The sequence below is a fragment of the Ruminiclostridium cellobioparum DSM 1351 = ATCC 15832 genome (assembly GCF_000621505.1).
GTDB classification, from domain to species: Bacteria; Bacillota; Clostridia; order Acetivibrionales; family DSM-1351; genus Ruminiclostridium; species Ruminiclostridium cellobioparum.
Genome location: NZ_KK211294.1, coordinates 138,647 through 160,739, shown reverse-complemented (window position 1 = coordinate 160,739; position 22,093 = coordinate 138,647). Strand labels below are relative to the sequence as shown.

General features: G+C 41.8%; 17 protein-coding genes. 2 read left to right on the top strand and 15 right to left on the bottom strand.

Features of this window, described 5'->3' with window-relative positions; translation table 11 throughout:
- Window position 1 precedes the first annotated feature (1 nt).
- From atzF to T344_RS0125165, 13 genes are all read right to left on the bottom strand, one after another.
- Window positions 2–1,747, bottom strand: coding sequence for an allophanate hydrolase (gene atzF, locus T344_RS0125225; RefSeq protein ID WP_027631011.1), 1,746 nt, complete (start codon window positions 1,745–1,747; stop codon window positions 2–4).
- 10 nt (window positions 1,748–1,757) lie between these two features.
- Window positions 1,758–5,351: an urea carboxylase gene (uca, locus tag T344_RS0125220; RefSeq protein WP_027631010.1), complete on the bottom strand. Its 3,594-nt coding sequence runs from the start codon at window positions 5,349–5,351 to the stop codon at window positions 1,758–1,760.
- Window positions 5,352–5,380: 29 nt separating this feature from the next.
- Window positions 5,381–6,229 carry an ABC transporter ATP-binding protein gene (locus T344_RS0125215; protein WP_027631009.1) on the bottom strand — a complete coding sequence of 283 codons (849 nt, stop codon included), beginning with the start codon at window positions 6,227–6,229 and terminating at the stop codon, window positions 5,381–5,383.
- A complete protein-coding gene (locus T344_RS0125210; RefSeq protein WP_027631008.1) occupies window positions 6,226–7,020 on the bottom strand; it encodes an ABC transporter permease in 795 nt (264 codons plus the stop codon). The genes T344_RS0125215 and T344_RS0125210 overlap by 4 nt, the downstream gene beginning before the upstream one ends.
- A gap of 28 nt (window positions 7,021–7,048) precedes the next feature.
- The gene (locus tag T344_RS0125205) at window positions 7,049–8,143 is read right to left on the bottom strand and encodes an ABC transporter substrate-binding protein (protein WP_027631007.1); all 1,095 of its coding nucleotides are present in this window, start codon (window positions 8,141–8,143) and stop codon (window positions 7,049–7,051) included.
- Between the two features lie 39 nt (window positions 8,144–8,182).
- Window positions 8,183–8,536, bottom strand: coding sequence for a P-II family nitrogen regulator (locus tag T344_RS0125200; RefSeq protein WP_027631006.1), 354 nt, complete (start codon window positions 8,534–8,536; stop codon window positions 8,183–8,185).
- 16 nt (window positions 8,537–8,552) lie between these two features.
- Entirely contained in the window at window positions 8,553–8,879 is a 327-nt protein-coding gene (locus T344_RS0125195) for a P-II family nitrogen regulator (protein WP_004630347.1), read from the bottom strand.
- A 42-nt stretch (window positions 8,880–8,921) separates the two neighbouring features.
- Entirely contained in the window at window positions 8,922–10,562 is a 1,641-nt protein-coding gene (locus T344_RS30105) for a PucR family transcriptional regulator (RefSeq protein WP_051572265.1), read from the bottom strand.
- A gap of 304 nt (window positions 10,563–10,866) precedes the next feature.
- Window positions 10,867–11,517: a DUF1989 domain-containing protein gene (locus T344_RS0125185; protein WP_027631005.1), complete on the bottom strand. Its 651-nt coding sequence runs from the start codon at window positions 11,515–11,517 to the stop codon at window positions 10,867–10,869.
- Between the two features lie 18 nt (window positions 11,518–11,535).
- Window positions 11,536–12,255, bottom strand: coding sequence for an urea amidolyase associated protein UAAP1 (locus tag T344_RS0125180; protein WP_027631004.1), 720 nt, complete (start codon window positions 12,253–12,255; stop codon window positions 11,536–11,538).
- 278 nt (window positions 12,256–12,533) lie between these two features.
- On the bottom strand, window positions 12,534–14,108 hold the full coding sequence (locus tag T344_RS0125175; RefSeq protein WP_027631003.1) for an ABC transporter substrate-binding protein: 1,575 nt from the start codon (window positions 14,106–14,108) through the stop codon (window positions 12,534–12,536).
- A gap of 135 nt (window positions 14,109–14,243) precedes the next feature.
- Complete coding sequence (locus tag T344_RS0125170; RefSeq protein ID WP_004630486.1) at window positions 14,244–15,131, bottom strand: carbohydrate ABC transporter permease; 888 nt, start codon at window positions 15,129–15,131, stop codon at window positions 14,244–14,246.
- Window positions 15,132–15,180: 49 nt separating this feature from the next.
- Complete coding sequence (locus tag T344_RS0125165; protein ID WP_051572263.1) at window positions 15,181–16,104, bottom strand: ABC transporter permease; 924 nt, start codon at window positions 16,102–16,104, stop codon at window positions 15,181–15,183.
- A 270-nt stretch (window positions 16,105–16,374) separates the two neighbouring features.
- On the opposite strand from T344_RS0125165, the gene T344_RS0125160 reads away from it, so the two are divergent.
- Entirely contained in the window at window positions 16,375–17,958 is a 1,584-nt protein-coding gene (locus T344_RS0125160) for a response regulator (RefSeq protein ID WP_027631001.1), read from the top strand.
- Window positions 17,955–19,775, top strand: a complete 1,821-nt coding sequence (locus tag T344_RS0125155; protein WP_027631000.1) for a sensor histidine kinase — start codon at window positions 17,955–17,957, stop codon at window positions 19,773–19,775. The genes T344_RS0125160 and T344_RS0125155 overlap by 4 nt, the downstream gene beginning before the upstream one ends.
- A gap of 10 nt (window positions 19,776–19,785) precedes the next feature.
- Here T344_RS0125155 and T344_RS0125150 read toward each other — a convergent pair whose 3' ends face one another.
- Together T344_RS0125150 and T344_RS0125145 are read right to left on the bottom strand one after the other, a co-directional pair.
- Window positions 19,786–20,805 (bottom strand): Gfo/Idh/MocA family protein, encoded by a 1,020-nt coding sequence (locus T344_RS0125150; protein ID WP_027630999.1) that lies wholly within the window; start codon window positions 20,803–20,805, stop codon window positions 19,786–19,788.
- Window positions 20,806–20,832: 27 nt separating this feature from the next.
- Entirely contained in the window at window positions 20,833–22,077 is a 1,245-nt protein-coding gene (locus T344_RS0125145; protein WP_027630998.1) for an MFS transporter, read from the bottom strand.
- Window positions 22,078–22,093 lie beyond the last annotated feature (16 nt).

The window sequence follows — 22,093 nt, the reverse complement described above, 5'->3', positions numbered from 1 at the left end:
ATTAATTTATTGCTGCCGCATTTCTCCAGCCTGCGTATTTTGTTATGTCCTCACTTAATTTTTCCATATAGCCTTCACAAATAAAGCCTATAACCTCCTGCCCATCTTCCAGTTGTACCAGTCCCAGACCCAACGGTGCTTTTATGCAGTTCAGAAAGTAACCAAGATTTTTGGTAGGTATACTCCATAATTCCACATCAATGCTTCCGCCATTGGATGGAACTTTTACAAGGCCCGGTTTTGAAGGAGTTGTCGGCAGCTTGAGCAATTTGTATACCGGTGCGGTTTTTGCTTCTTTTACAAAATGTGCATTTAGGGTGGTTAATTGGGGCTCAAGCTGGAAACCTCTCATGTGTAGACCACAAACAGCTATATTGGTGATTTCCTCCTCGGAATCGTTCAACTGATACAGGCTGGCAATACCAAAATTAAAGCCCTCACAATTATCAAGAGCAAAGCTTGTCACACCAAAGGGAACACCTTCTTCAACCCATCCTGCCTGAAAATCCAGAGCAGTTAAACCCAAAAGATTACAATGATTTGTATATAGTCCCAGGTTGCTGTTTGTTTTTATGGGATCCCTATTAACCTGCTCCCTTGTATAGGTTCCTCCAACTGTGGGAAGAACAAGCACTGCATTATGCAGTAATTTTTTTACCATAACCTTAATTTGGCCTAACCTGTGCATTGCCTTAAATACCGAATCAGCCCTGAGGTCATTTTTAGCTCCGCTCTTTAGTATGGCTTCTGTCACCTTGACCATACCCTCACCCTTGTTCTTTTCAATGAAGCTTCCTAAGGATGCCCATCTTTCGGCTATCCATGGGCCATCATACAGGATTGAGGCAGCTTCGGAAAAAAGTGAGTAATCAATGAATTCAACAGGAATGTTAAGCAGTTTGATTTTATCAATTACGGTCTTCCACTTTTTTCTGTAGCCTTTTTCATATGGACCGAAAAACTCAAGGTCTCCGGCAGGTATACAAATTTTTTCGGGAATAGTTTTGTATATGGGTTTTGAAGGCCTTGACCATGGGTTTTCGCTGTCAAACACCCGCACTACTCTGTCCACAGCTATGGCATCTTCAAGATTGTGTGTAAATACAGTAACACAATCCAATGAAGCACAGGCAGGTACCACTCCCCTGGTAGACCATGCGCCCATACTGGATTTCAGCCCCACAAGATTATTGAGAGCGGCAGGCACTCTGCCCGAGCCTGCAGTGTCGGTTCCAAGTGAAAAAGCCGCCTGTCCCATTGCAACGCTTACTGCAGAGCCTGAACTTGAACCTCCGCTTATAAGCTCACCCTTCAGGGAATTGTGGGTCTCACCGAACAGGCTTCTGGTCCCCACAAGCCCTGTTGCGAACTGATCCAGATTTGTTTTTCCCAGAGGTATAGCGCCCGCCTCAAGCAGCAGCCTCACTACGTCCGAACTCTCCCCCGGCGTATATTTATACTCCTCACAGCCAGCCGTGGTAGGAATTCCCTCAAGATCGATATTATCTTTAATGGCAAAGGGTATTCCCCACAGTGGTGCAAGATTTTTATCCATTTTCTTCAGCTTATTTAAATATGGCTTTATTTCATCCATAGAAGGCTTTTTAATCCAAATATTCATTTCTACCGTGTTTTCCACTCTTTTAATAATCTCACTGCAGACATCCACAGGGCTGAAAACACCTCTCTTATAGCCATCTTTTAAATAAGAAATTGTAAGTTTTTTGCTTATATCTTTTTTTTGCATACAATTCCTCCTATCCAATAGTCACCAGTAATTGCCCGCCGACTACTTCCTCAGTCTCTTTAACATAAATATTCAAGACAACTCCATCGCAGGGTGTAACCTGTTCAAATTCCATTTTCATGCTCTCTTCAACAATAAGCACATCTCCCTTTTCTACCTTATCACCGGGTTTGACCAATATCTTCCACACGCTGGCCGGCATATTTGAATTTACCGCCGTTGCACCTTCAGGAATATCTATTACTTTTGCTTCCGTCTCTCCATGTGGGGAAACAAATTCGTCAAGACCATTTTCCTTCCACATGGTCTTTTCTGCATTAAAGGCTGATATCTGCTGTTTTTTGAATACCCTTGTCCCGGTTTCAATTGATTTGAGATATTTCAAATACTCTCCATAATCGAATTCCGTTTCTTCAACCTGAACTTCATAACGCCCTCTCAGGAAATCTTCTCTGATTTTCAGCAGTTCTTCGGAGGTTACCGGATAGAAGCGTATCTGGTCAAAGAAGTTCAGCAGCCATGGTTTTCCCTTTTCAAAGTTTTTGGTTGACCGTACCGGATTCCATGTCTGAATGGTTCTTCCCACCAGCTGGTATCCTCCTGGCCCCTCCATACCGTAAATGCCCATGTACGCACCGCCAATGCCCACGGCATTTTCAGGAGTCCAGGTCCTGGCCGGATTGTATTTTGTAGTTACAAGCCTTTGTCTGGGATCAAGAGGTATGCATACCGGCGCCCCCAGGTAAACATCACCAAGGCCCATAACTATATATGTGGCAGAGTAGAGTATTTCCCTGACCTTTTCGGTACTCTCCAATCCGTTTATTCTTCTGATAAATTCAATATTACTTGGACACCATGGTGCATTTGGTCTTACATTCTGATAATATCTCTCGACTGCTAGCTGTGCACTGGCATCGTTCCAGGACAGAGGCATCCTTATGATTCTTGATTTCACTTTAAAGCTGTCAGGATTTTTGATGCGGCTGTCCAATTCCACTACTTTTTCTGCCAGTTTCCTGATCGACATTTTTCTTGAGTCTATATGAATCTGCAGTGAACGGATACCGGGGGTTACATCAATCAGCGGTATACCGCTGTCGGCCTTGATCAACTCCATCAATGCGTGTACCCTTATTCTGAGTCTTAATTCAATTTCCATTTCACCATATTCAACAAGCATATACTCGTCACCGGCACACCTGATAACCAAGGCATCCTGCCTGTTGTCCCTCAGGTTAACCAAAACCGGATAGGTATTGTCAAGCCCGCTTTCATGTTTTAATACCGGCAGACTGCTTCTTTTTCCAGCAGTAATTCCTTCAAGGAATATCTCCTGACTGTTTCTAAGGCTTTCGGCAGTTTCTAATGAAATCAATCTAAATCTTACAGTATTTCCCGGTCTTAACTGCCCGGTCTTCCAAAGCTCTGCCGAGGGAATGGTGCAAGGACATACAAACCCTCCTAGACTCGGTCCGTCCGGCCCGAGAATAATCGGCATGTCACCTGTCAGGTCGATTGTTCCGACCGCATAGGCTGTGTCATGGATATTGGAGGGGTGAAGGCCTGCCTCTCCGCCATCCTCCCTCTTCCATAAAGGAGTTGGGCCCAACAGCCTTACACCTGTCCTGTCACTGTTGAAGTGCACCTTCCACTCCGCAGAGGTCAGCTGTTCAAGATATTCCAGCTTTAAAAATTCCCCGGTACAGTGTGGTCCCGGTATTACTCCGATCTCCCATACCTCACCGTATTGAGGGAGGGTTTTCTTATCAAAAGAATGGCATTTATCATTCCCGGCTTTATTAATATGTATCAGATCTCCGGTGCGCAAGGTTCTTCCGCTGTGGCCTCCAAAGCCGCCAAGGGTAAAAGTTGCTGCACTTCCCATTATCCTGGGAACATTGAACCCTCCTTTTACCAATAAATATGACCTCATGCCGTTTACAGCCTCTCCAAGCTCAAGGATCTGACCTGCTTCAACCTTTACCGGTTCATACATTGAAATGGGGTTACCGTCCAGCCTTGGATTCATATTTGCACCGGTCAGGCATATGACTGCAAAATCCCTGAATTTATATTTACCGCCCTTAAGTGTAAATTCAATTCCGCTTGCATCAGCCTTATTGCACAATATCCTGTTACCGATCCGGAAGGCAAAATTGTCCATCGGCCCGCTTGGCGGGACTCCTATATCCCAGTAACCCAATCTGGCAGGATAGTCCTGAACTGTTGTCTGAATTCCACCTTCCAGAACTTCAAGCTTTTGTTCCCTATAAGTGAACTGATCAAGCATATGTGTATATAAATCACCTGATGAGTATGTTTCGGTGTTAATAACTTCTTTTATATAGTCCAGACCGGTGGTCACACCATAGATCCCTGTCTCATTGATAACGCTGTTCAGCTTTTCTATGGCGTCTTTTCTGTTATCTGCTCCTACTATGATCTTGGCCAGCAATGGATCATAGAATGGAGAAACAACCGTATTATCCTGTATCCAGGTTTCAACCCTTGAAAGCTCCGAAAAAAATACTTTGTCGATTTTACCCCCGCTGGGAGCAAAATTTCTCAGGGCATCTTCGGCGTAAATCCTTGCCTGAATGCTATGGCCCGAGGGTTTACCAAAAAGTGAAGCCAGGTTTTTAAGTTTGCCTGCCGCTTCTTTTATCATCCACTCAACGAGGTCGATCCCCAGTACTTCTTCGGTTACTCCGTGTTCAACCTGCAACCTGGTATTTACTTCAAGAAAATAAAATTTGCTGCTTTCGGTATCATATAAGAATTCAACAGTGCCCGCACTTCTGTAGCCAACTTCCAGAGCCAGATTTCTTGCGGCTTCCATCATCAGTTTTCTCGTTTCCTCCGATATTCCCGGGGCAGGACATTCTTCTATGACTTTTTGGTTTCTCCTTTGCACCGAACAGTCCCTTTCTGCAAGAGCAACCACTTCTCCGTACTCATTTCCGAAAATCTGTACTTCTATATGACGGGCTTTTTTAAGATATTTTTCCAAAAACAAGCCATCATTCTTAAAATTATTTTCTGCTAAATACCTGCAGGAATCATAGGCAGCCCGTAAAGCTTTCTCATCATCGCAGACACGCATTCCTATGCCTCCACCTCCTGCCGTACTCTTGAGTATTACAGGGTAACCCAATTCCTTCCCAACAGCGGCCGCCTCTTCAACATCTTTCAGGAGACCTGTCCCCTCCAGCATCGGAACACCTGCTTTCAACGCAATTTCCCTTGCCGAATGCTTGAGGCCGAAAATTTCCATTTGCTCTGGAGTTGGTCCGATAAATACTATGCCATTTTCGGCACATTTTCTGGCAAAATCACTGTTTTCGCTTAAAAAACCATAACCGGGGTGAATTGCTTCGGCCTTTGTCTCTTTTGCTATCTTTATCAATAAATCTGCATTTAAATAGTTCTCCTTAACCGGGCCATCACCGATATTTATCGCCTCATCCGCTCTGTCTGCATGCAGACTGTCCTGATCCGCTTTTGAATAAACAGCAACAGATTTTATATTCATCCTCTTCAAGGTTTTTTCTATTCGTACCGCAATAGCGCCGCGATTTGCAATTAAAACTTTCCTGAACATACTGCTGTTCCTCCTTCATTTGTGATGAATTACAGTTCGTCTTCATCCAACCCGCTGTGTAGCATAGTGTTGATATTTTTCCTTATGCGTATGAATTCCGGCGTATCCTTAATATCCAGGGTTCGCTTATGATCAAGATAAACCGGTATATCCGCAATAATTCTGCCTGGTCTGGAGCTCATTACATAAACTCTTTGCGATAAAAATACGGCTTCTTCTATATCATGGGTTATAAATATAATTGTAGGCTTTTCCACCTGCCATATTTGTCTCAGACAAAGCTGCATATTGGCTTTTGTCTGAGGATCCAGCGCTCCGAAGGGCTCATCCATAAGAAGTACTTCAGGATTATTTGCCAAAGACCTTGCAATTGCAACCCTTTGCTTCATTCCACCCGACAGCTGGTTTGGCAGGGATTTTCTGAATTGAGTCAGCCCGATCAGTTCAAGATATTTGTCCACAATTTTGTCAGCCTCTTTTACAGGCATCTTCTTTATTTTCAGGCCAAACCGGATATTCTCTTCAACCGTCATCCAGGGAAACAGGGTATAGGTCTGAAAAACCATTCCCCTGTCTGCTCCGGGCCCGTCCAATATTCTGTCGTTTAGAATGATAGAACCTGATGTGATATCATCCAATCCTCCTATCATTCTTATAAGAGTTGATTTTCCACAGCCCGAAGGACCAACGATACTCACAAATTCGTTATCAAGAATTTCGAAATCCACATTGTCTATGGCAAGAATATCCTGTTTCTTGGATTTATATATCCTGGTTACGCCCTTACCATATATCTTGCTCCTGGAAACTCTTGCTTCAAGCCTGTTTCCGGCTTTATCATCCGTAATGGTTTCCTGTTTCTTTTTGAAAAGCATCATTTTATCCCCCCATCTGCCCATGGAAATAAGCGTTTGCTGATCAAACCAAAAGATCTGTCAATGATAAGCCCCAGAAGTCCGATTACCAGGATTCCCGAAAATATAGCAGATGTCTTCAGGTATCTCTGAGCTTTCAAGATGGTATAGCCAAGACCCGAATTTGCTGCCACAAGCTCAGCGACCACCAGATAAGTCCATGCCCATCCCATCATCATTCTTAATGAATCCATCATTCGTGGAAGCATGGCTGGTATCATAACCTTGAACAGTACGCCGATTCTTTTGGCTCCAAGTGTATATGCCGCGTTTATATAATCTTCGGGTACACTTCTCACATCATCTGCCACCATCGGAATAAGCTGGAACAGGGTCCCCAGAAAAATAACCGCGATTTTGGCACCTTCACCAATACCCACCCAGATCATAATTAGTGGAATAAAAGCCGGAACCGGCAGGTATCTCATAAACTCCATCACTGGCTGGATATATGCTTCAAAAACATTGAAGGAGCCAACCAGAATACCTATCGGTACACCTATTACGGCAGCATACAGGAAGCCCATAAAAATTCTGTAGCAACTGATATAAAGATTTTCCCATATGCTGCCGGTAGTGATATCATTTACCAGGAACTTTAATACCTCAAACGGTGAAGAAAGGAAAATACCATTCACAATTTTGAAACTGCATAAAGCCTGCCATATTATAATCAGTATAATAAATGATGATAGGGTTATTTTAAAATATAGTTTCGGGTCAATGCTCTTTCTGATTCTAAACAAATTATTCATAGTTTTTCACTTCCTTCACCGGGCCGGATTATTTTTTTGTGTCAGGTACAGGTTTTGACCCTCTTTTTTCAAGTACTTTTTTCAAATATGTACTGTTGAACATCTTCTTAGTATCATCAGGCACCGAATCTATCATTTTTACACTGTGAAGAAACTCTGCAATCCTATTGGTTGTATATGGCAGGTAGCTATAGGATTCCGATTCTTGATCCATTGCATCTATACATTCCTGTACCGTAAACAGCCTGGAACCGCTCATTGCCACCTTCATCTCATCTTCAGTGATTTCGGCACCCTTTGCCATATCTGCTATTGCCTGTTTTTCATTTGCTACGTAAAAATCCATTCCATCAAAATAAGAATTGATAACTGCCTCTATATCGTCAGGACTGTTCCTTGCCATATCACCGCTGACCAGTAATACATCAGGTATAAGACCCGGAGTATTTTCAGAGCTGTACAGAAGCTTACTTCCTTCAAGGGTCTGAGCCTTGCTTAGCGACGGTTCCCACAAACAGGCCGCATCAACTGTTCCTGCAATAAAAGCCGGGGCGGAATCAGAAATCGACAGATTTACAAAATTTACATCCTTTTCTGTCATTTCCGCCGTCTGTAACGCCTGGAGCAAAAAGAAATGCTCTATCGTACCGTATTCTGTCGCAACAGACTTTCCCTTCAGGTCACTGATGCTGTTTATGCCTTTTTTGCCGACAAGACCGTCAGCACCGTTTGAATTGTCCAGAACCAATACTGTCTCGTATTCTATACCGCTGATGTAAGGTGCTATTGCATCCGGTATGGCCAAGCTTATCATGTCGACTTTTCCGCTGTTAAAAGCCTGTACGCTGTCGCTGTAAACCGGGAAGTATACCAGTTCAACATTTACGCCATTCTTTTCAAAGAATTTTTCTGCTTGAGGTATATACCAGGTATAAAAAGCGGGATATGCTGAAATACCAAGCTTGTATGTTTTTGAAGAAGCTGTTGGGTTTTTCATGCCTGTTGCTGAAACTGCCGAGTCGGATGTATTTGACTTACTTTCACTGCTGCCGCAGCCGGTAACAAAACCAGTTAACATAATAATAGTCAATAGTAATGAAACCACCTTTTTTGTTTTTTTCATAAATGTCACTCCTCATTGTTATATTAGTTAGATATTTAGTTAGACCAGAGAATTGTTTCCTTTTTCTCCCGTTCTGATTCTGACACCGTCATCGATATTGATTATAAAAATTTTTCCATCCCCGGCCTTTCCGGTTTTGTTTACTTTTTTTATTATTTCTACCAATAGCTTTAGATCCTCATCCTGACAGAAAATTTCTATCATTTTCTTTGATACAAAGGGATGACCTGTGTTGCCGTCTGCCTTTCCGCCTGTTGCAAGACTGAATTCCGCAGGTTTTTTACCTCTACCGATAACATCCTTGACAATCATGGAATAGAAGCCGTTCTCAACAAGCGCATCCTTTGTCTTATAGTACATCCTGGGACGAATTATTGTTATGACTTGCTTCATCTGAATCACCTCCCCATTAGTTTTCTTCAAGACCGGAGCTGATCGTTATACTGCTTTCTACAGGAATGATAAATATCTTTCCATCTCCAAAGGAACCTTTTTTACCGGTACGTGCTATTCCCAGGATAATACTTTTTACCTTCTCCACTTCATCCTCGGAAATTACCAGCATAATCATCTCTTTTGGGATTTCGTCGTAATATACGTCACCTACTTTGAGGCCCTTCTGCTTTCCTCTGCCAAGAATACTGATTCTGGTAGCCGAAGAAATTCCGGCATTGCTTAATTCATCAAGTATTTCTGTCGCCTTTTCAGGCCTGACAATTGCCTTAACCATTTTCATAAAATTTTCTCCTTTCCTCAAACCACATGTTTTCTTCAGGTGTTAAATTTCTTCTTCAAAATTACATATATGAATGCTATTAAGCTTTACCGCAAGATTTAATTCCAAAAGCTCCTCATTTTTTTCCAGTTTAATATTCAAAAGCTTTTTAATCTTCTCCAGCCTGTATAAAATCGTATTGTAATGCAGGAACATGTTGGCTGCTGTGTCTTTAATGCTATTACCCGACCGGAAATAGGTTTCCAGTGTTTCAAGCAGTTGAGTGTTGTGTTCCCTGTCATGCCTGATCAGTGGACCGATATTCCTGCATAAAAATTTTTTTATATTGGTACCGGGCTTCAATAATGTCAGTATGGAGTATATCCCCAGCTTGTCCCAGGTGATTATTTCTTCGGAACATCCGCTTATACAGCTTGAGGAATAGATATTTTTTGCTTCTTCAAACGCTTTTGGTATGTTCAAGGGATTGCAGACATCATCGCTGATGCATAGCGAAAATTTTTCATTGTTTGAAACTCTGCATAAAGTAGCAGTGATGTTCTTTAATATTTCCGGTTCCCTCAGCTCACCTTTTGGATTATAAGAAATTATCACAACAATTTTGCCTTCATAAATAGTCAGCCAGGTTTTGGTTCCAATAGCCGCTTCATAAATTCTGAAGCGTGACAGTAAACTCTTATCGTTGTAAAAGCTTTCCTGTTCATTGTTGTTCTTTACAATTGCAACTCTATATTTAAGATTATCAGGCAGAGTATAACCGTATAATCTTGTTCTCATTTGAAAATCTCTGCTGGTACGTATTCCTCCAAAAATCCAGTCATATATGAACTGATCCAGATATTTTGATTCTACGCTGACATAAATACTGTCCGTTTTAAGCTTCAGGCTGATCAGATTCAGCAATCTTCGTATTGTAAGCGTATCCACACTGCTGCAGGTCGAATTTATTTCAGGGACGGCAACTGCAAAAGTTTGGGCCTGGGAATCCTCCAATTCGAATATCCTTATACGTACATTTGCTCCATTAATCATAACTATTGAAGGTTTCTCGTCCTTAATTCTTTTCAAATTTTCCCACTTCAGCCGGCTCTTATTGGTTTCGACCAATTCACCGGTGGTGTCTGTCACTATAAAATATTCACTGTCACTTACAATAAAAACCGGGTTATTTATCATTTCCTCTATCAATTGTAAAATTTCCTGAAGAGAATTCCCCTGAATGATTTTCTTTGATACGGTTTCAATTCTCTCCTGCAATATTGAGAGATATTTTGTTTCTCCATATATGATCTGCTCCATTACCTCTCTGACCACGTTTGAAAAAGTCGTTTGAGGCGGTAACTCGAACAATGGAAAGTTCAGTGCTTCAGCACAATCAATAACCTCTTTTGGTATGGTATCAATAAATCTTTTAGGTTTTATACCAAGAGCAGCGACCTTTTTTTCAGCAAGTTTTGGGATTAACCTCAGCAGCTCATCCAAATTATTCTTATAAGGATAGCAGGTTGTTATTAAAAACTCATTTTCATGAACCCAGTTATCAATGTCGGGAACTTCGACAATATTAACTCTCGTGATCCTATTTGTTATGTTTTTGCTGCCTGCAAGTATCTTAATGCCTTTCAGTTCTTCAATTGAAAACAGATTGATACAACAAAACTCAGATAATACATTGTTCTCCATTCAATCACCTTATTTCGAAAAGTATAAAAATCCGGTTCGTTGCTCAGTTATATTCAACAGCTCTTGTATCAGCAGTCAATTATATGCATATACGCAAAAAGGCGCTTAATGATTTGAAATCACCAAGCGCCTTTGCTTCTTTAATTGATATACCTATTATAACTGACCTTTATTGTGTTTTCATTATAAATGAACAACAATATTTTTATTGGTAATTGTAGTTCGACTACAAATTGAACTCTGTAAAAAATCTAAATAACAGCCCTGAGATATACCTGTACCGTTATTTAGATCTTTATTGCATTTATTTATCCCAGATAACCACCCTGTTTGTTGTTGGTGCATAACCACTGCAGGGATTATTTATTTGTGGACAGTTACTAATTAGTATCATGGTATCGTTCATTGCTTCAAATTCTACATAAGAACCGGGTTCCGATATCCCATCCAGGAATTCAAAGCTTCCGTCGGGCAGAGCCAGGATCTGTGCGAATAAATTGACATTGGGAACCAAATCTGCTTTCGAATATTTGTCGGCATGTTCAGCTATCATCATGATAAAACTGTCCCTGCAGGTTTTCATATGAAGCGTATGGTGTCCGTATCTGACCGTATTGCTTTCTGTTGCGCAGGCACCTCCCATAGTATCATGGCAGGTGCAGGTATCTGCAACCATTTTCAGAAGCGGTTTTCCCGATTCGGTTAAAAGAACCGTACTTGTATTGATGTAAAGCTTTTTCTGATTTATAATTGTTTGAGTCGCACTATAGTGGTCTTCAGGGTTATGTAAATCATAACAGAGGAAATCGAGTCCCTGATTGCCTTCCAGATCAATAATTCTCAGCACCTGTCCCTTAAGGAGAGGATGCATCCAGCCTTCACCTGCCGGTATCATTTCGTCATAAACAATATCATCCAGGCTTTTCATACTTTCTACTTTATCAAACTTTATCATAACCAAATCCTCCTCAATTTAAATTCCCAATAACAGATTATATTCCCAGGTATTTTCAAAAGCCCTTCGTGTCTGAGGCATGAAATTAACACAGAAATCAAGCCCGTCAACAGGTGCGGCAGGTAGTATTTCAACACGTACAGGCACTGAAGGATAAAAGGTTTTCGGATCTAATGGGTTTGGAGTATTGGAAAGCACCAGATAGATATCCATTTCAGTTCTGATTGTAACCGAAGCTTCCTTCGGGCAGTGATTTTCATGGTAAACCAGATTTCCTGCCGGGTCTGCTTCTACCTTGGAAAATAAATTTATCGGAGGCATTAAGTCTCTTTTACTCATTCCGTTTTTAGTCAATTCATTGATAAAATTCTCCTGACCTGACTTAAAATAGTTATTGCTGTCTTTCTGATAGTTTGTTAAACCATATTTCTCATCGGTCATTTTTCTGGTAGTATAGCCGGATATTGAATCGTGCCAACCAAGCTCATCTTCGACAATACTGGCCATTGCGCGTCCGCAATCGCTCATGAGGGCATAGCCTTTTTTCAGATAGAATGTGTGCTGTGCTTTCAATGTATCAGGCATATTATAATGCTCGGACAGATTTCTGAAATTGTACATAAGTACGGCAAGGTTCGCACCTGCTTCCAATGCTGTAAATTTTACAAGTCGTCCCTTGCAGATGTTTCCTGACCATCTGTCCCCGGGATTAATCGTTTTACTCCAAATAATATTCATAAAGTTCACTATCCTTTCACTAAGATATAATAAAATCTCAAAATGCATTTTGTTTGACAGAGCAACAGCAATTCAAATATGGTAACATAAGCCCCGGTCAGACAGAGAAAAGGCAACAAAAAAGAGCCTGGTATTTTTAACCCAGACTCCATTGTCCAATATCAAATATAATTTTGAAGAAAACTTTTTAACATTGAAGAATTTAATACAATCAACTCTAGCACATATATTGCTTTATATCAATAGGCTTTTAAAGATTTTGTATTGTTCGGATAATTTTATTTGTTATCGGCTATAAATTTATCGGCCTGTTCTTTGATTGCCGCCATTATCTTGTCTGCACCCGCAGCCTTCATCTTTTCATTCAAGGTCGGGATTCCGGTTTCAGGGTCCATAAAGCCTGTAATTATAGGTACGGCGTACTGTGTAACTACACTTGAAACTGCCGCAACTTCGTTTTTCAGCTTGGAATCATCAAAATTGAAAGCCTGCAGCGTATGGAATACCTGGTTTTTCCTGGCAGTTTCAAAGATTGGGTCATAGTTCGAGTAAACACCTGTGGGATTCAACTGGAACTTTTCATTTCTGAAGAACCATGACAATCCGTCGGTATAGTCAACCTTGGTGTTCCCTCTGATATATCTGACCTGGTCTTCCCCAACCTGTTCCCAATGGGTATCCTTTATACCGTAGCATAACAATTGGTTCAACTCTTTATCTGTTCTGGCCAGTTCGGCAAACATCAGCAGCCTGTCGACATTCCGTGAAGTGGCATGTATTCCCAGCCCCGAGCCTATATACGGAGTTCCGATCTGCTTTTTGCCCAGGGATGAATCATATACCTGGATCTCCCAGCCCGGATGCTGTACCGGCCATTGTTCGGAATAATTGGTTGCCTGAAGGGCATTTGTCAGCAGTGCTGCCGATTTTCCGTTTTCAAAGGCCGTTGCATTTGGAGTCTTATTGGAAATGGCATTTTTGGACCAATAGCCCGCCTGCTTCCACTGGTACATCTTCTTTGCAAAATCCATGAATTCAGGTGTTTCGTATACATTTACTATGGCTGCTCCCGGATCGGTTATTTTATAAACAAAGTTTCTCTCGGAAACATTACCTACAACCGCATATTCATTTTCAGTATTAAATATCTGCTGGAGATCGCTGTAGTTGTTCATTACCGAAATATCAAGCGGCACCATGCCCTTTTCATTTTTGGCTATTGCATCCAGATAGGCTCCAAAGGTATCAAGGTCGGTAATATCGGGAACATTATATTTTTTCTTTAAATCCTCTCTGACTGCAAAGTGAACTGTCGGGAATTCATTGAAGGTGGTTGGGATCATATATATTTTTCCGTTGATTTTAGCCTGGTCCCACGCCATTTCAGGCAAATCTGTCAAAAGCCCCGGAGCATATTTCTGTAAATCCTCTTTTGTAATTTCCTTAAACCCGTTTTTGGTGGCCTGAGCCTGATAATATGCCCAATTGGCTGTATATATGCCATCAAACTCTTCCCCAGAAGCAAATACCAGCTGGTATTTATTGGTCCAGTCGGACCATGGCAGGTATTCAGTGCTGATAGTTGCATTTATTTTAGGTTCTATAACCTGATTAACGGCATCTCTTACCATATTTGAGCCTTCACCCGGTGAAGCATCTCCTACACAGTATATTTTAAGTTCCACTTTCTTTGATATGTCAGGAGCTGTGTTTTCTGCCGAAGCCGAGGTTTGCGATGATGTTGAGGTTGCTGCGGTATTGTCACCTGCTGCCGGGCTTCCGCAGCCAGCCAATGCTGTAACCAGCATTACTATTACCAGCATCAGACTGATTTGCTTTAAATATTTAGTCATATAATTCCCCCTTATTAATTTTTCTTCACTGGGCCGGTTAATTCAGTAATACAAATTTAACGCTACGCTAGCAAGGCGGTAAAATATAATCCTGAAAAGACCCATATGTTTTATGATAAACCGGAAAATCCGGCTTTATCCTTTTACAGCACCTACAGTCATACCCTGAATGAAATATTTCTGCACAAAGGGATATAACAGCAGGATAGGACCTGTGGCAACTATTGTCATAGCCAGTTTAAAGGATTCGGCAGGGTATTGCTCCATAACTATTCCTGCCGATTTGGCGTCATTTGCCGCAAATTCCATTTGGGTCAGCATACTGTAAAGATAGAACTGCAAGCTGTACTTTTCTTTCTGTGTAATGAACAGCATGGATGCGTACCAGTCATTCCAGTATCTCAGTGCTATGAAAAGCCCCACTGTGGCAAGGGCGGGCTTGGACAAAGGCAGGAATATCTGCGCAAATATCCTGAATTCCCCCGCTCCGTCTATCTTTGCAGACTCGGCCAGCGCTTCGGGTATGGACTTCATAAAGCTTCTCATGATAATGATGTCAAATACCGTCAGCATAGCCGGAAAAAGCAGTGCCAGATAATTATTTTTCAAGTGAAGATATCTTACCATTAGAATATACCAGGGAACAAGGCCCCCGCTGAACAAAGTTGTGAAATAGAAATACAGTGCAAAGGCATTCCTGTATTTGAACTGGGGCCTCTGGAGCGCATATGCCGTCATGCAGATTATAAACAGTCCCACCAGTGTTCCTACGACAGTAACCGTTCCGGTTACTCCGTAGGCCCTGATTATGTTGGTAGGCATGGCGAAAGCCACTCTATAGGCATTGAGAGAAAATTTCTTGGGAATAAATCTATAGCCGTCCACATGTATTGAACCCTCATCGGTAAATGATCCTGATATGACAAGCAGGAAGGGAATAACACACAAAAGGGTGAATATGATAACAGTTGTATAACTTATTAAATTAAAAACCAGTTGTTCCTTACCTCTTTTTATTCTCATTTAAGCCTCCATGTAATCAATAGATATTCTGTTCGAGCTGCGAAGCCTTTTAAAACAATGCATACTCACTGTCCACACGTTTGATTATCCCATTGGTAATCATAATGATGGCAAAACACAGTACCGACTGATACAAGCCGGCAGCCGACGCCATTCCGACCTCCTGAGTTTTCATGAGCGATCTGAATACAAAGGTATCTATAACATCGGTAGAGTTAAACAAAAGTCCGTTATTCCCTATTATCTGATAAAACATTGAGAAATTGCCCCTGAAAATCGATCCCACATTTAAGAGGATCATTATGATAATGGTGGGCTTGATGCTGGGTATGGTAATCCTCCAAATCTGCTGGAATATGTTCGCGCCGTCCAGTTCAGAGGCCTCATACAGTTCCTTGTCTATTCCGGTTATGGCGGCCATATACACAATACTTCCGTATCCCACACCATTCCATGCATTAAAAAACACCAGAATATACTTCCATGCACCCACTGTTCCCATAACGTCCACCGATTCAAGGCCAAGTGACTTCAAAACAGTATTCAGGGCTCCGAATTCATAGTTGAAAATATTATAGATAAAAGCTCCTACTACTACCCAGGAAATAAAGTAAGGCATCAGCATCAGGGTTTGTGTTGTCTTTTTAACATATTTGTTTCTCATTTCCGATAGAAAAATAGAAACCGTTATTTGTAATGATGTGTTGACAACAATAAATACTAAATTATATAAAAATGTATTTTTTGTAACGTTGAAAGCCTGACCTGACATAAAAAAGAACTTGAAATTATCAAAGCCCACCCAGTCACTGCCGAATATTCCCGCGGCATAATCCAGGCGCTTAAAGGCTATGACTATTCCCGCCATGGGAACATACATAAATATAAAATAGTACAGTACCGCAGGAATCAGCATAAATAAAATCACTTTATTTTTTTTGAAATCCTGGAATACATCACGAATAAGTTTCATTAATAATTCCTCCTGTTGTGTCTAAGATCAATGCATTGTATAATTCGTTATTCGCTTTATACATTTAATTTAACACGACAATGGATGCCAGTAATACATGACAAATGTTTTATTTTTAGTAAAATTGTTTGTAAAAATCCAATTCAGCCCCTGCTCTCCTTCTCAAGCAAATAGAAAAATGCTATACTAATAGCCTGTAAACCTGCTGAATATGGCCAAAGACAAACTGCAAATGCATTTTTGTAAATATGTTCTAATGGAGGGTACTCAATGATCAGTCTGCTAATCGCTGATGATGAAGGATTTGTAAGGAACGGCCTTATAAAAAATCTCAATTGGCAAAGTTTGGGTGTGGACCTTGTTGAACAGGCTGCCGACGGAGCAGCCGCCTACGAAAAAGCTTCGGAGCTCAAACCTGATATTCTGCTGACCGATGTGCGCATGCCTAAAATGGACGGAATCGAACTTGCTACCAAATTGCGTGAAGTGCTTCCCGGCTGTAAGATTATTTTTATGAGCGGCTATTCCGACAAGGAATACCTTAAGTCGGCCCTGCACCTTAAAGCCGTGAGCTATATCGAAAAACCCATCAATCTCAAGGAGATTTCTCAAGTCATTTCAGAGGCTGTCTCCATGTGTTCCCTGGAAAAGGAAAAACAGGCTCTGGATTTAAAAAGAGACCTTACCATAAAGGAAAGCCTGGACATCCTTAAGTTCAATTTTCCCATGGAAATAATCCAGAAGAATACGGATATATCGCAGGTGGAAAAATGGCTGAGTGTATCCGGTATCCAGGTAACACCCCGGACAAGATTTGCCGTTCTCATATTCAGCTTTGGCGTAAGGGACTGGAATTCGCTGTCGGTAAAGGGATTTGGGAAGCCCTATCTCCAGGACCTGGTCCATGACTTCTTCCTGGAAAACAGGCTAAATGCCTTCTCCGGCTTTAAGGATACCAATACAATGCTCCTGTTTATTCTGGAGGACGCCGGACTTTTAAGTGAAAATATTTTAAATGGTTTATCCGTACAAATAATAAATAAATTAAAAGATAAATATCCTGTATTCATAGGAATAGGGAGCGTTGCGGAAACATTGGAAAAGATATCCCTGTCCTACCAGACGGCGGTTATTGCCTCCCAGCAGCTGTTTTTCGCAGGGTATGGAAAATTTTCAAAATCGGAGGTCGATCCCTCACTGACTTTTGAGATAAATGATTCAATATTGAAGGAATTTAAAAATTTGCTGGTCAGCAGGGATAATGACGGGGCCCTGGCTTTTCTGAAAGATCTGTCGAGATCCATCAGAACCCATGCAAACGCCTTGATTCCAAATATAAAAAGTTTGTATTTTAAAATACTCCTTTCCCTTTTGAATCACGCTGCCAGGCAAAAAATCGTTTTTTCGGCAGCAAGCTCCGAAAGTATTCTCTGGGAAACTCTATCGGAATTTACAACAATGGATGAAGTTGAAACCTTTGTTTTGAACTTCACTGCGGCTTATTTTTCAGAAGTTGCCATGCTGGAGGGCGTCAGCAGGTGTATATCGGATATATATGAAATTATTGAGAATAACTATGGAAATCCCGAGCTGTCAATAAAATTCATATCCGATAAGCTTTATATAAGCCATTCCCATCTATGCGTGCTTTTTAAAAAGGAAACCGGAAAGACATTGAACCAGTATATTACCGAATTCAGAATGGAGAAAGCCAGGGAACTTCTGGAGGACAGTACCGTAAAGCTGTACTACGTGGCTGCCAGGGTAGGCTACTCCGACCAGAATTATTTTACCAAGATTTTCAAGAAGCATACAAATATGACTCCATCCGAATACAGGGAGATGCGAATATGAAAAAAATTTTTCAAATCCGGCACTTTCTAAAGAAATTATCGGGTATAAAACTGAAAAACAAGCTGCTGATCTCCTATCTGCTTTTGATCATTGTGCCCTTCGGAGTTTTCGCCATAATGTCCAACTTCAGGGTATACAATGCCATAGAGACACTGGTCAGCTATTCGGCAAAGCATTCCTTTGAACAATCCGGCCTGTTCGTATCATATAAAATAGATAAAATAATCAATACAATAGATGTTCTTCTCGTGGATAAAAAGATTAACAGCACCATCAGCCAGGAACCGGACAAGCTTGACATCCCTTCCCAGATGCTGGACATGCAGGACCTTTCCCGCTATCTGAGGTCCTTCCAGAACCAGGATGAGGTGTTCAATGTCAAGCTGTATGTTAAGGATGATTTCCTGTATTCCTCGGAAAAGGTAAACTTTCTGAGTTTTCAGGATGCAAAAAATTCAGACTGGTATGAGGATTTTGTAAAATACCATAAAAAGGTTATCTGGGTGAAAACAACCGAGCAGGACTACACAACAAAACCCGACGACTCGGAAATAAAACGTGTGTCAGCCGTCAGTGCCATATTGGACAAATCCAATTATCTCAATTTTTTAGGCTTCGTCAGAATAGATATACTGGAAAAGAATTTGAGCGACATACTGAAGAAAGCATCCTCTACCAAGAACTCGGTCACCTATATACAAAACTCCAAAAATGAAATAATATCCTCTTCCTCCGAAAAGATCAACAACAACTGGATATTAGACAGCAGTGATCTTGAGAACTATAGTAAAAACGGAATGTATTACGGGACCCGGGATTTGGGGAAGGAACATGTGATCCTTGCCTGTCAGAAGCTTCCCAACTCCGACTGGACTCTGGTTTCCATCACACCGTTCAGTGAAATCACCGCCGTGGGAAAAGAGCTGCAAAACCAGATGCTGCTGATGTTTTTACTCATCAGTACGGCAGCATATATCCTGGCATATGTGATCTCTTCCTCAATTACAAAAAACATCTCCCTTTTGCTTAAAAATATAAGGCTCCTGAAAAAAGGTGATTTTAATATAGAAATCACCACCAAGAGCAACGATGAAATAGGGGAACTTATTGAAAACTTCAACAGCATGTCGGCCAGGCTTAAATTCCTGGTAGATGAACAGTACAGGATCGGACTGGAGGCAAAGAATGCCGAACTGCTGGCCCTCCAGGCACAGATCAATCCCCATTTTTTATACAATACGCTGGACATGATCAACTGGTCGGCCATAAATAACAATGTACCTGAAATATCGGACACGGTTCAGACGCTGTCCAGGTTTTACAAGCTGAGCCTGAGCAAGGGCAGCAATATAATTCCCATCAGAAATGAAATCGAGCATGTGAAGATGTACATGGAAATACAAAACATGCGGTTTGAAAACATTTTTGACTTCCAGGTACATATTGATGAAGAAGTTTATCAATATACAACCATTAAAATAATACTGCAGCCCATTGTAGAGAACTCGGTGCTGCACGGCATCCTGCAGAAGGACGACAGGAGCGGGCTCATACTCATAACCGGTCATGTCTCCGAGGGTGTCATAACACTTAAAGTCCAGGATAACGGCATCGGTATAAAACCTGAAAAGCTCAAGACTATTTTGACACATAAGTCCAATACCAACGGCACACATGGATATGGTATCAGAAATATAAATGAACGGATCAAATTGTTTTACGGAGAACAGTATGGTCTGGAATACAATAGTGTTCCAGGAAAGGGTACGACGGTTATAATCCGCATTCCGGCCGGTATTCCGGTGCAAACCCAGTGATTGGCCCGAATCAGCCGCCCACCTCTGCCGTTTTATTCTCCTCATATGCCCTGGTACAGGCTATAACCACTTTAAGGGCCCTCAGCCCCTCTTCTCCGGGTATATCGGGAGGAGTGCCATTAATTATACTGTTAATAAAAGAGTCTGCTATGCCCGATCTGCTCTGTATATCAAAGCTATAGCAGCTTCTTTCCTTTGTATTTTTAGTTACGATTAATGGGATTTCGGGATGATTATAGATTTCGACGGTGCCATTGGAACAATATATCACCGTGCTCTTGTCCAACCCGCCATAATAGGTCCAGCTTGCCGTCAAAGTCCCGATGATTCCGGATTTGGTCCGAAGCAGGCATATGCTGTTATCATAGGCTTCAACAAAATCTCCGTTTTCCAGCTTCTTATCCCTGGAGGAAGAAAAAGCTTTTACCTCTTCGACAGTATCATCAATGAGCCACTCAATTAAATGAGTCTTATGTATACCAAGGTCTCCCATAACCCCCGAACCGGTATTTTCTTTTTTGAAAAACCAGGAATTCATACTTTTATCAGTGCTCCAATTTTCAGGACCGCCGTGGCCGAAGGCTGTACGAAAACTGAGAATTCTGCCCATTTCACCGCTTAAAAGGATTTCCTTCGCTTTTTTATGGGCATATTCAAACTTCAGATCGTGGGCAATCATGAGTATTTTTCCTGTCCGTTCCGAAGCTTCAATCATACTGTTTCCTTCTTCTATGGTCGTTGCAATGGGCTTTTCACACAGAACATGCTTTCCCCCCTCCATAGCAGCAATACTCAGGGCGGCATGGTATTTATTGGGTGTACATATACAAACGGCATCCACCAGCGGATCTTCCAGCATTTCCTGACAGCAGGCGTACACCTTACCTCCATACCTGGCTGCGAGTATTTCAGCTTTTTGGCGGTCGGGATTATAATAACCGGTAATTTTCGAATGCGGATTGCTTGAAAATTCAGGGGCATGGCGGTATATTGTGATGGCCCCGCATCCAATAATTCCAATTCCAATCATAAAGCTGCCTCCTTTGTACAAAATTCATCAAATATCAAAGCCCACTGCTCCGGTACCCTGCTTTTGAGGATGAGCTTTGAAAAAAAACAGGAATAAAATCAGTATAACCAGACTAACGGCCAAAGGGATACCCCAGAACGCAGTATAATTGACAAACCCCGCCGCCTCTGTCCCGAACAGCGTTGAGGCCCTGCCCGCAAATAAATTCCCAAAGGATACACCAAATCCATAGGCCAATATACTTACTATCTGCTGGACGCTTGCACGTACAGAACTGTCCCGGCACTGGCTGTCCAGATATATGCAGGCAGCCGTAAAGAAGAAAGCCGAAGCCAGTCCATGGCAGACCAATGCCCCTGAAACAAAGGGGAGTGCGGTGCTTGCCAGCAACGCTGCATACCGCAGCACATTGCATGCAAGCCCAAAGCACAATACCTTTTTATATCCCTTCCGGGTGATGAAGTACCCTAATATTCCAAGAGAAATGGCCTCGGATATCTGGGCCACGCCTGACAACGGCATAATAGCCGCTTCATCATAACGGCTTTGCAGCAGAAAAGGTGATATGGAAAAAAGGTAGTATTGAAATGAACAAAATGTAATGAATATAACAGCTGCAAGAAAAAGATTCCGGGGTTTTTCAAAAACAGCTATGGCCTCCCTGGGCAGTAAGGACTTTCGCGTATATGACTCCAATTTTTTTTGAGGCAGAAAAAATGTGTATACAAACAGCAACAGCGATATTCCTCCCGAAATTTTCAGAGAATCCACCAGCCTGCTCATTGCTTCGGCTCCGTCAAGATTTCTCAGCCAGAAAAAACTAAACAGCCAGCCTGCCGATATCCAGCCTATGGAACCCCACATCTGTATGCCGCCATAATTCTTCCCGGCATCCTTTTGATTCTGGAAAACTATGGCTGATACACACCCGTTTGTGCACCCGAAGCAAAGCGTATACATCAGATACAAAAATAATACACTTCCAAAATGCTTTTGAAAGGTCAGCATAATAATAAATGCTGCAGCCAGCAGGTGGCAAATACCCAGCAGCCTGTTCACTGTCATGAGCTTCCCCGAAACCAGCACACCCATAATGGAGGACAGGATTGCGGTAATTCCGGCCATTGACAGTATAATTCCCGCCCCGTCACCTGAAAAGTTCAGGTATTTCATAAGGTATAAGCTCATAATAGGGCCGATTATACCCGAGCAGAAAAATTGCAGGAACATCAATACCGAAAGCCTGAGTTTAATGAATGAATTCTTTTCCATAGCAGTCCTTCTCAGC

Excerpts from the sequence above, each read along its gene's own strand:
- atzF (WP_027631011.1), bottom strand. The coding sequence starts at position 1,747 with ATGCAAAAAAAAGATATAAGCAAAAAACTTACAATTTCTTATTTAAAA.
- uca (WP_027631010.1), bottom strand. The coding sequence starts at position 5,351 with ATGTTCAGGAAAGTTTTAATTGCAAATCGCGGCGCTATTGCGGTACGA.
- T344_RS0125215 (WP_027631009.1), bottom strand. The coding sequence starts at position 6,229 with ATGATGCTTTTCAAAAAGAAACAGGAAACCATTACGGATGATAAAGCC.
- T344_RS0125210 (WP_027631008.1), bottom strand. The coding sequence starts at position 7,020 with ATGAATAATTTGTTTAGAATCAGAAAGAGCATTGACCCGAAACTATAT.
- T344_RS0125205 (WP_027631007.1), bottom strand. The coding sequence starts at position 8,143 with ATGAAAAAAACAAAAAAGGTGGTTTCATTACTATTGACTATTATTATG.
- T344_RS0125200 (WP_027631006.1), bottom strand. The coding sequence starts at position 8,536 with ATGAAGCAAGTCATAACAATAATTCGTCCCAGGATGTACTATAAGACA.
- T344_RS0125195 (WP_004630347.1), bottom strand. The coding sequence starts at position 8,879 with ATGAAAATGGTTAAGGCAATTGTCAGGCCTGAAAAGGCGACAGAAATA.
- T344_RS30105 (WP_051572265.1), bottom strand. The coding sequence starts at position 10,562 with ATGGAGAACAATGTATTATCTGAGTTTTGTTGTATCAATCTGTTTTCA.
- T344_RS0125185 (WP_027631005.1), bottom strand. The coding sequence starts at position 11,517 with ATGATAAAGTTTGATAAAGTAGAAAGTATGAAAAGCCTGGATGATATT.
- T344_RS0125180 (WP_027631004.1), bottom strand. The coding sequence starts at position 12,255 with ATGAATATTATTTGGAGTAAAACGATTAATCCCGGGGACAGATGGTCA.
- T344_RS0125175 (WP_027631003.1), bottom strand. The coding sequence starts at position 14,108 with ATGACTAAATATTTAAAGCAAATCAGTCTGATGCTGGTAATAGTAATG.
- T344_RS0125170 (WP_004630486.1), bottom strand. The coding sequence starts at position 15,131 with ATGAGAATAAAAAGAGGTAAGGAACAACTGGTTTTTAATTTAATAAGT.
- T344_RS0125165 (WP_051572263.1), bottom strand. The coding sequence starts at position 16,104 with ATGAAACTTATTCGTGATGTATTCCAGGATTTCAAAAAAAATAAAGTG.
- T344_RS0125160 (WP_027631001.1), top strand. The coding sequence starts at position 16,375 with ATGATCAGTCTGCTAATCGCTGATGATGAAGGATTTGTAAGGAACGGC.
- T344_RS0125155 (WP_027631000.1), top strand. The coding sequence starts at position 17,955 with ATGAAAAAAATTTTTCAAATCCGGCACTTTCTAAAGAAATTATCGGGT.
- T344_RS0125150 (WP_027630999.1), bottom strand. The coding sequence starts at position 20,805 with ATGATTGGAATTGGAATTATTGGATGCGGGGCCATCACAATATACCGC.
- T344_RS0125145 (WP_027630998.1), bottom strand. The coding sequence starts at position 22,077 with ATGGAAAAGAATTCATTCATTAAACTCAGGCTTTCGGTATTGATGTTC.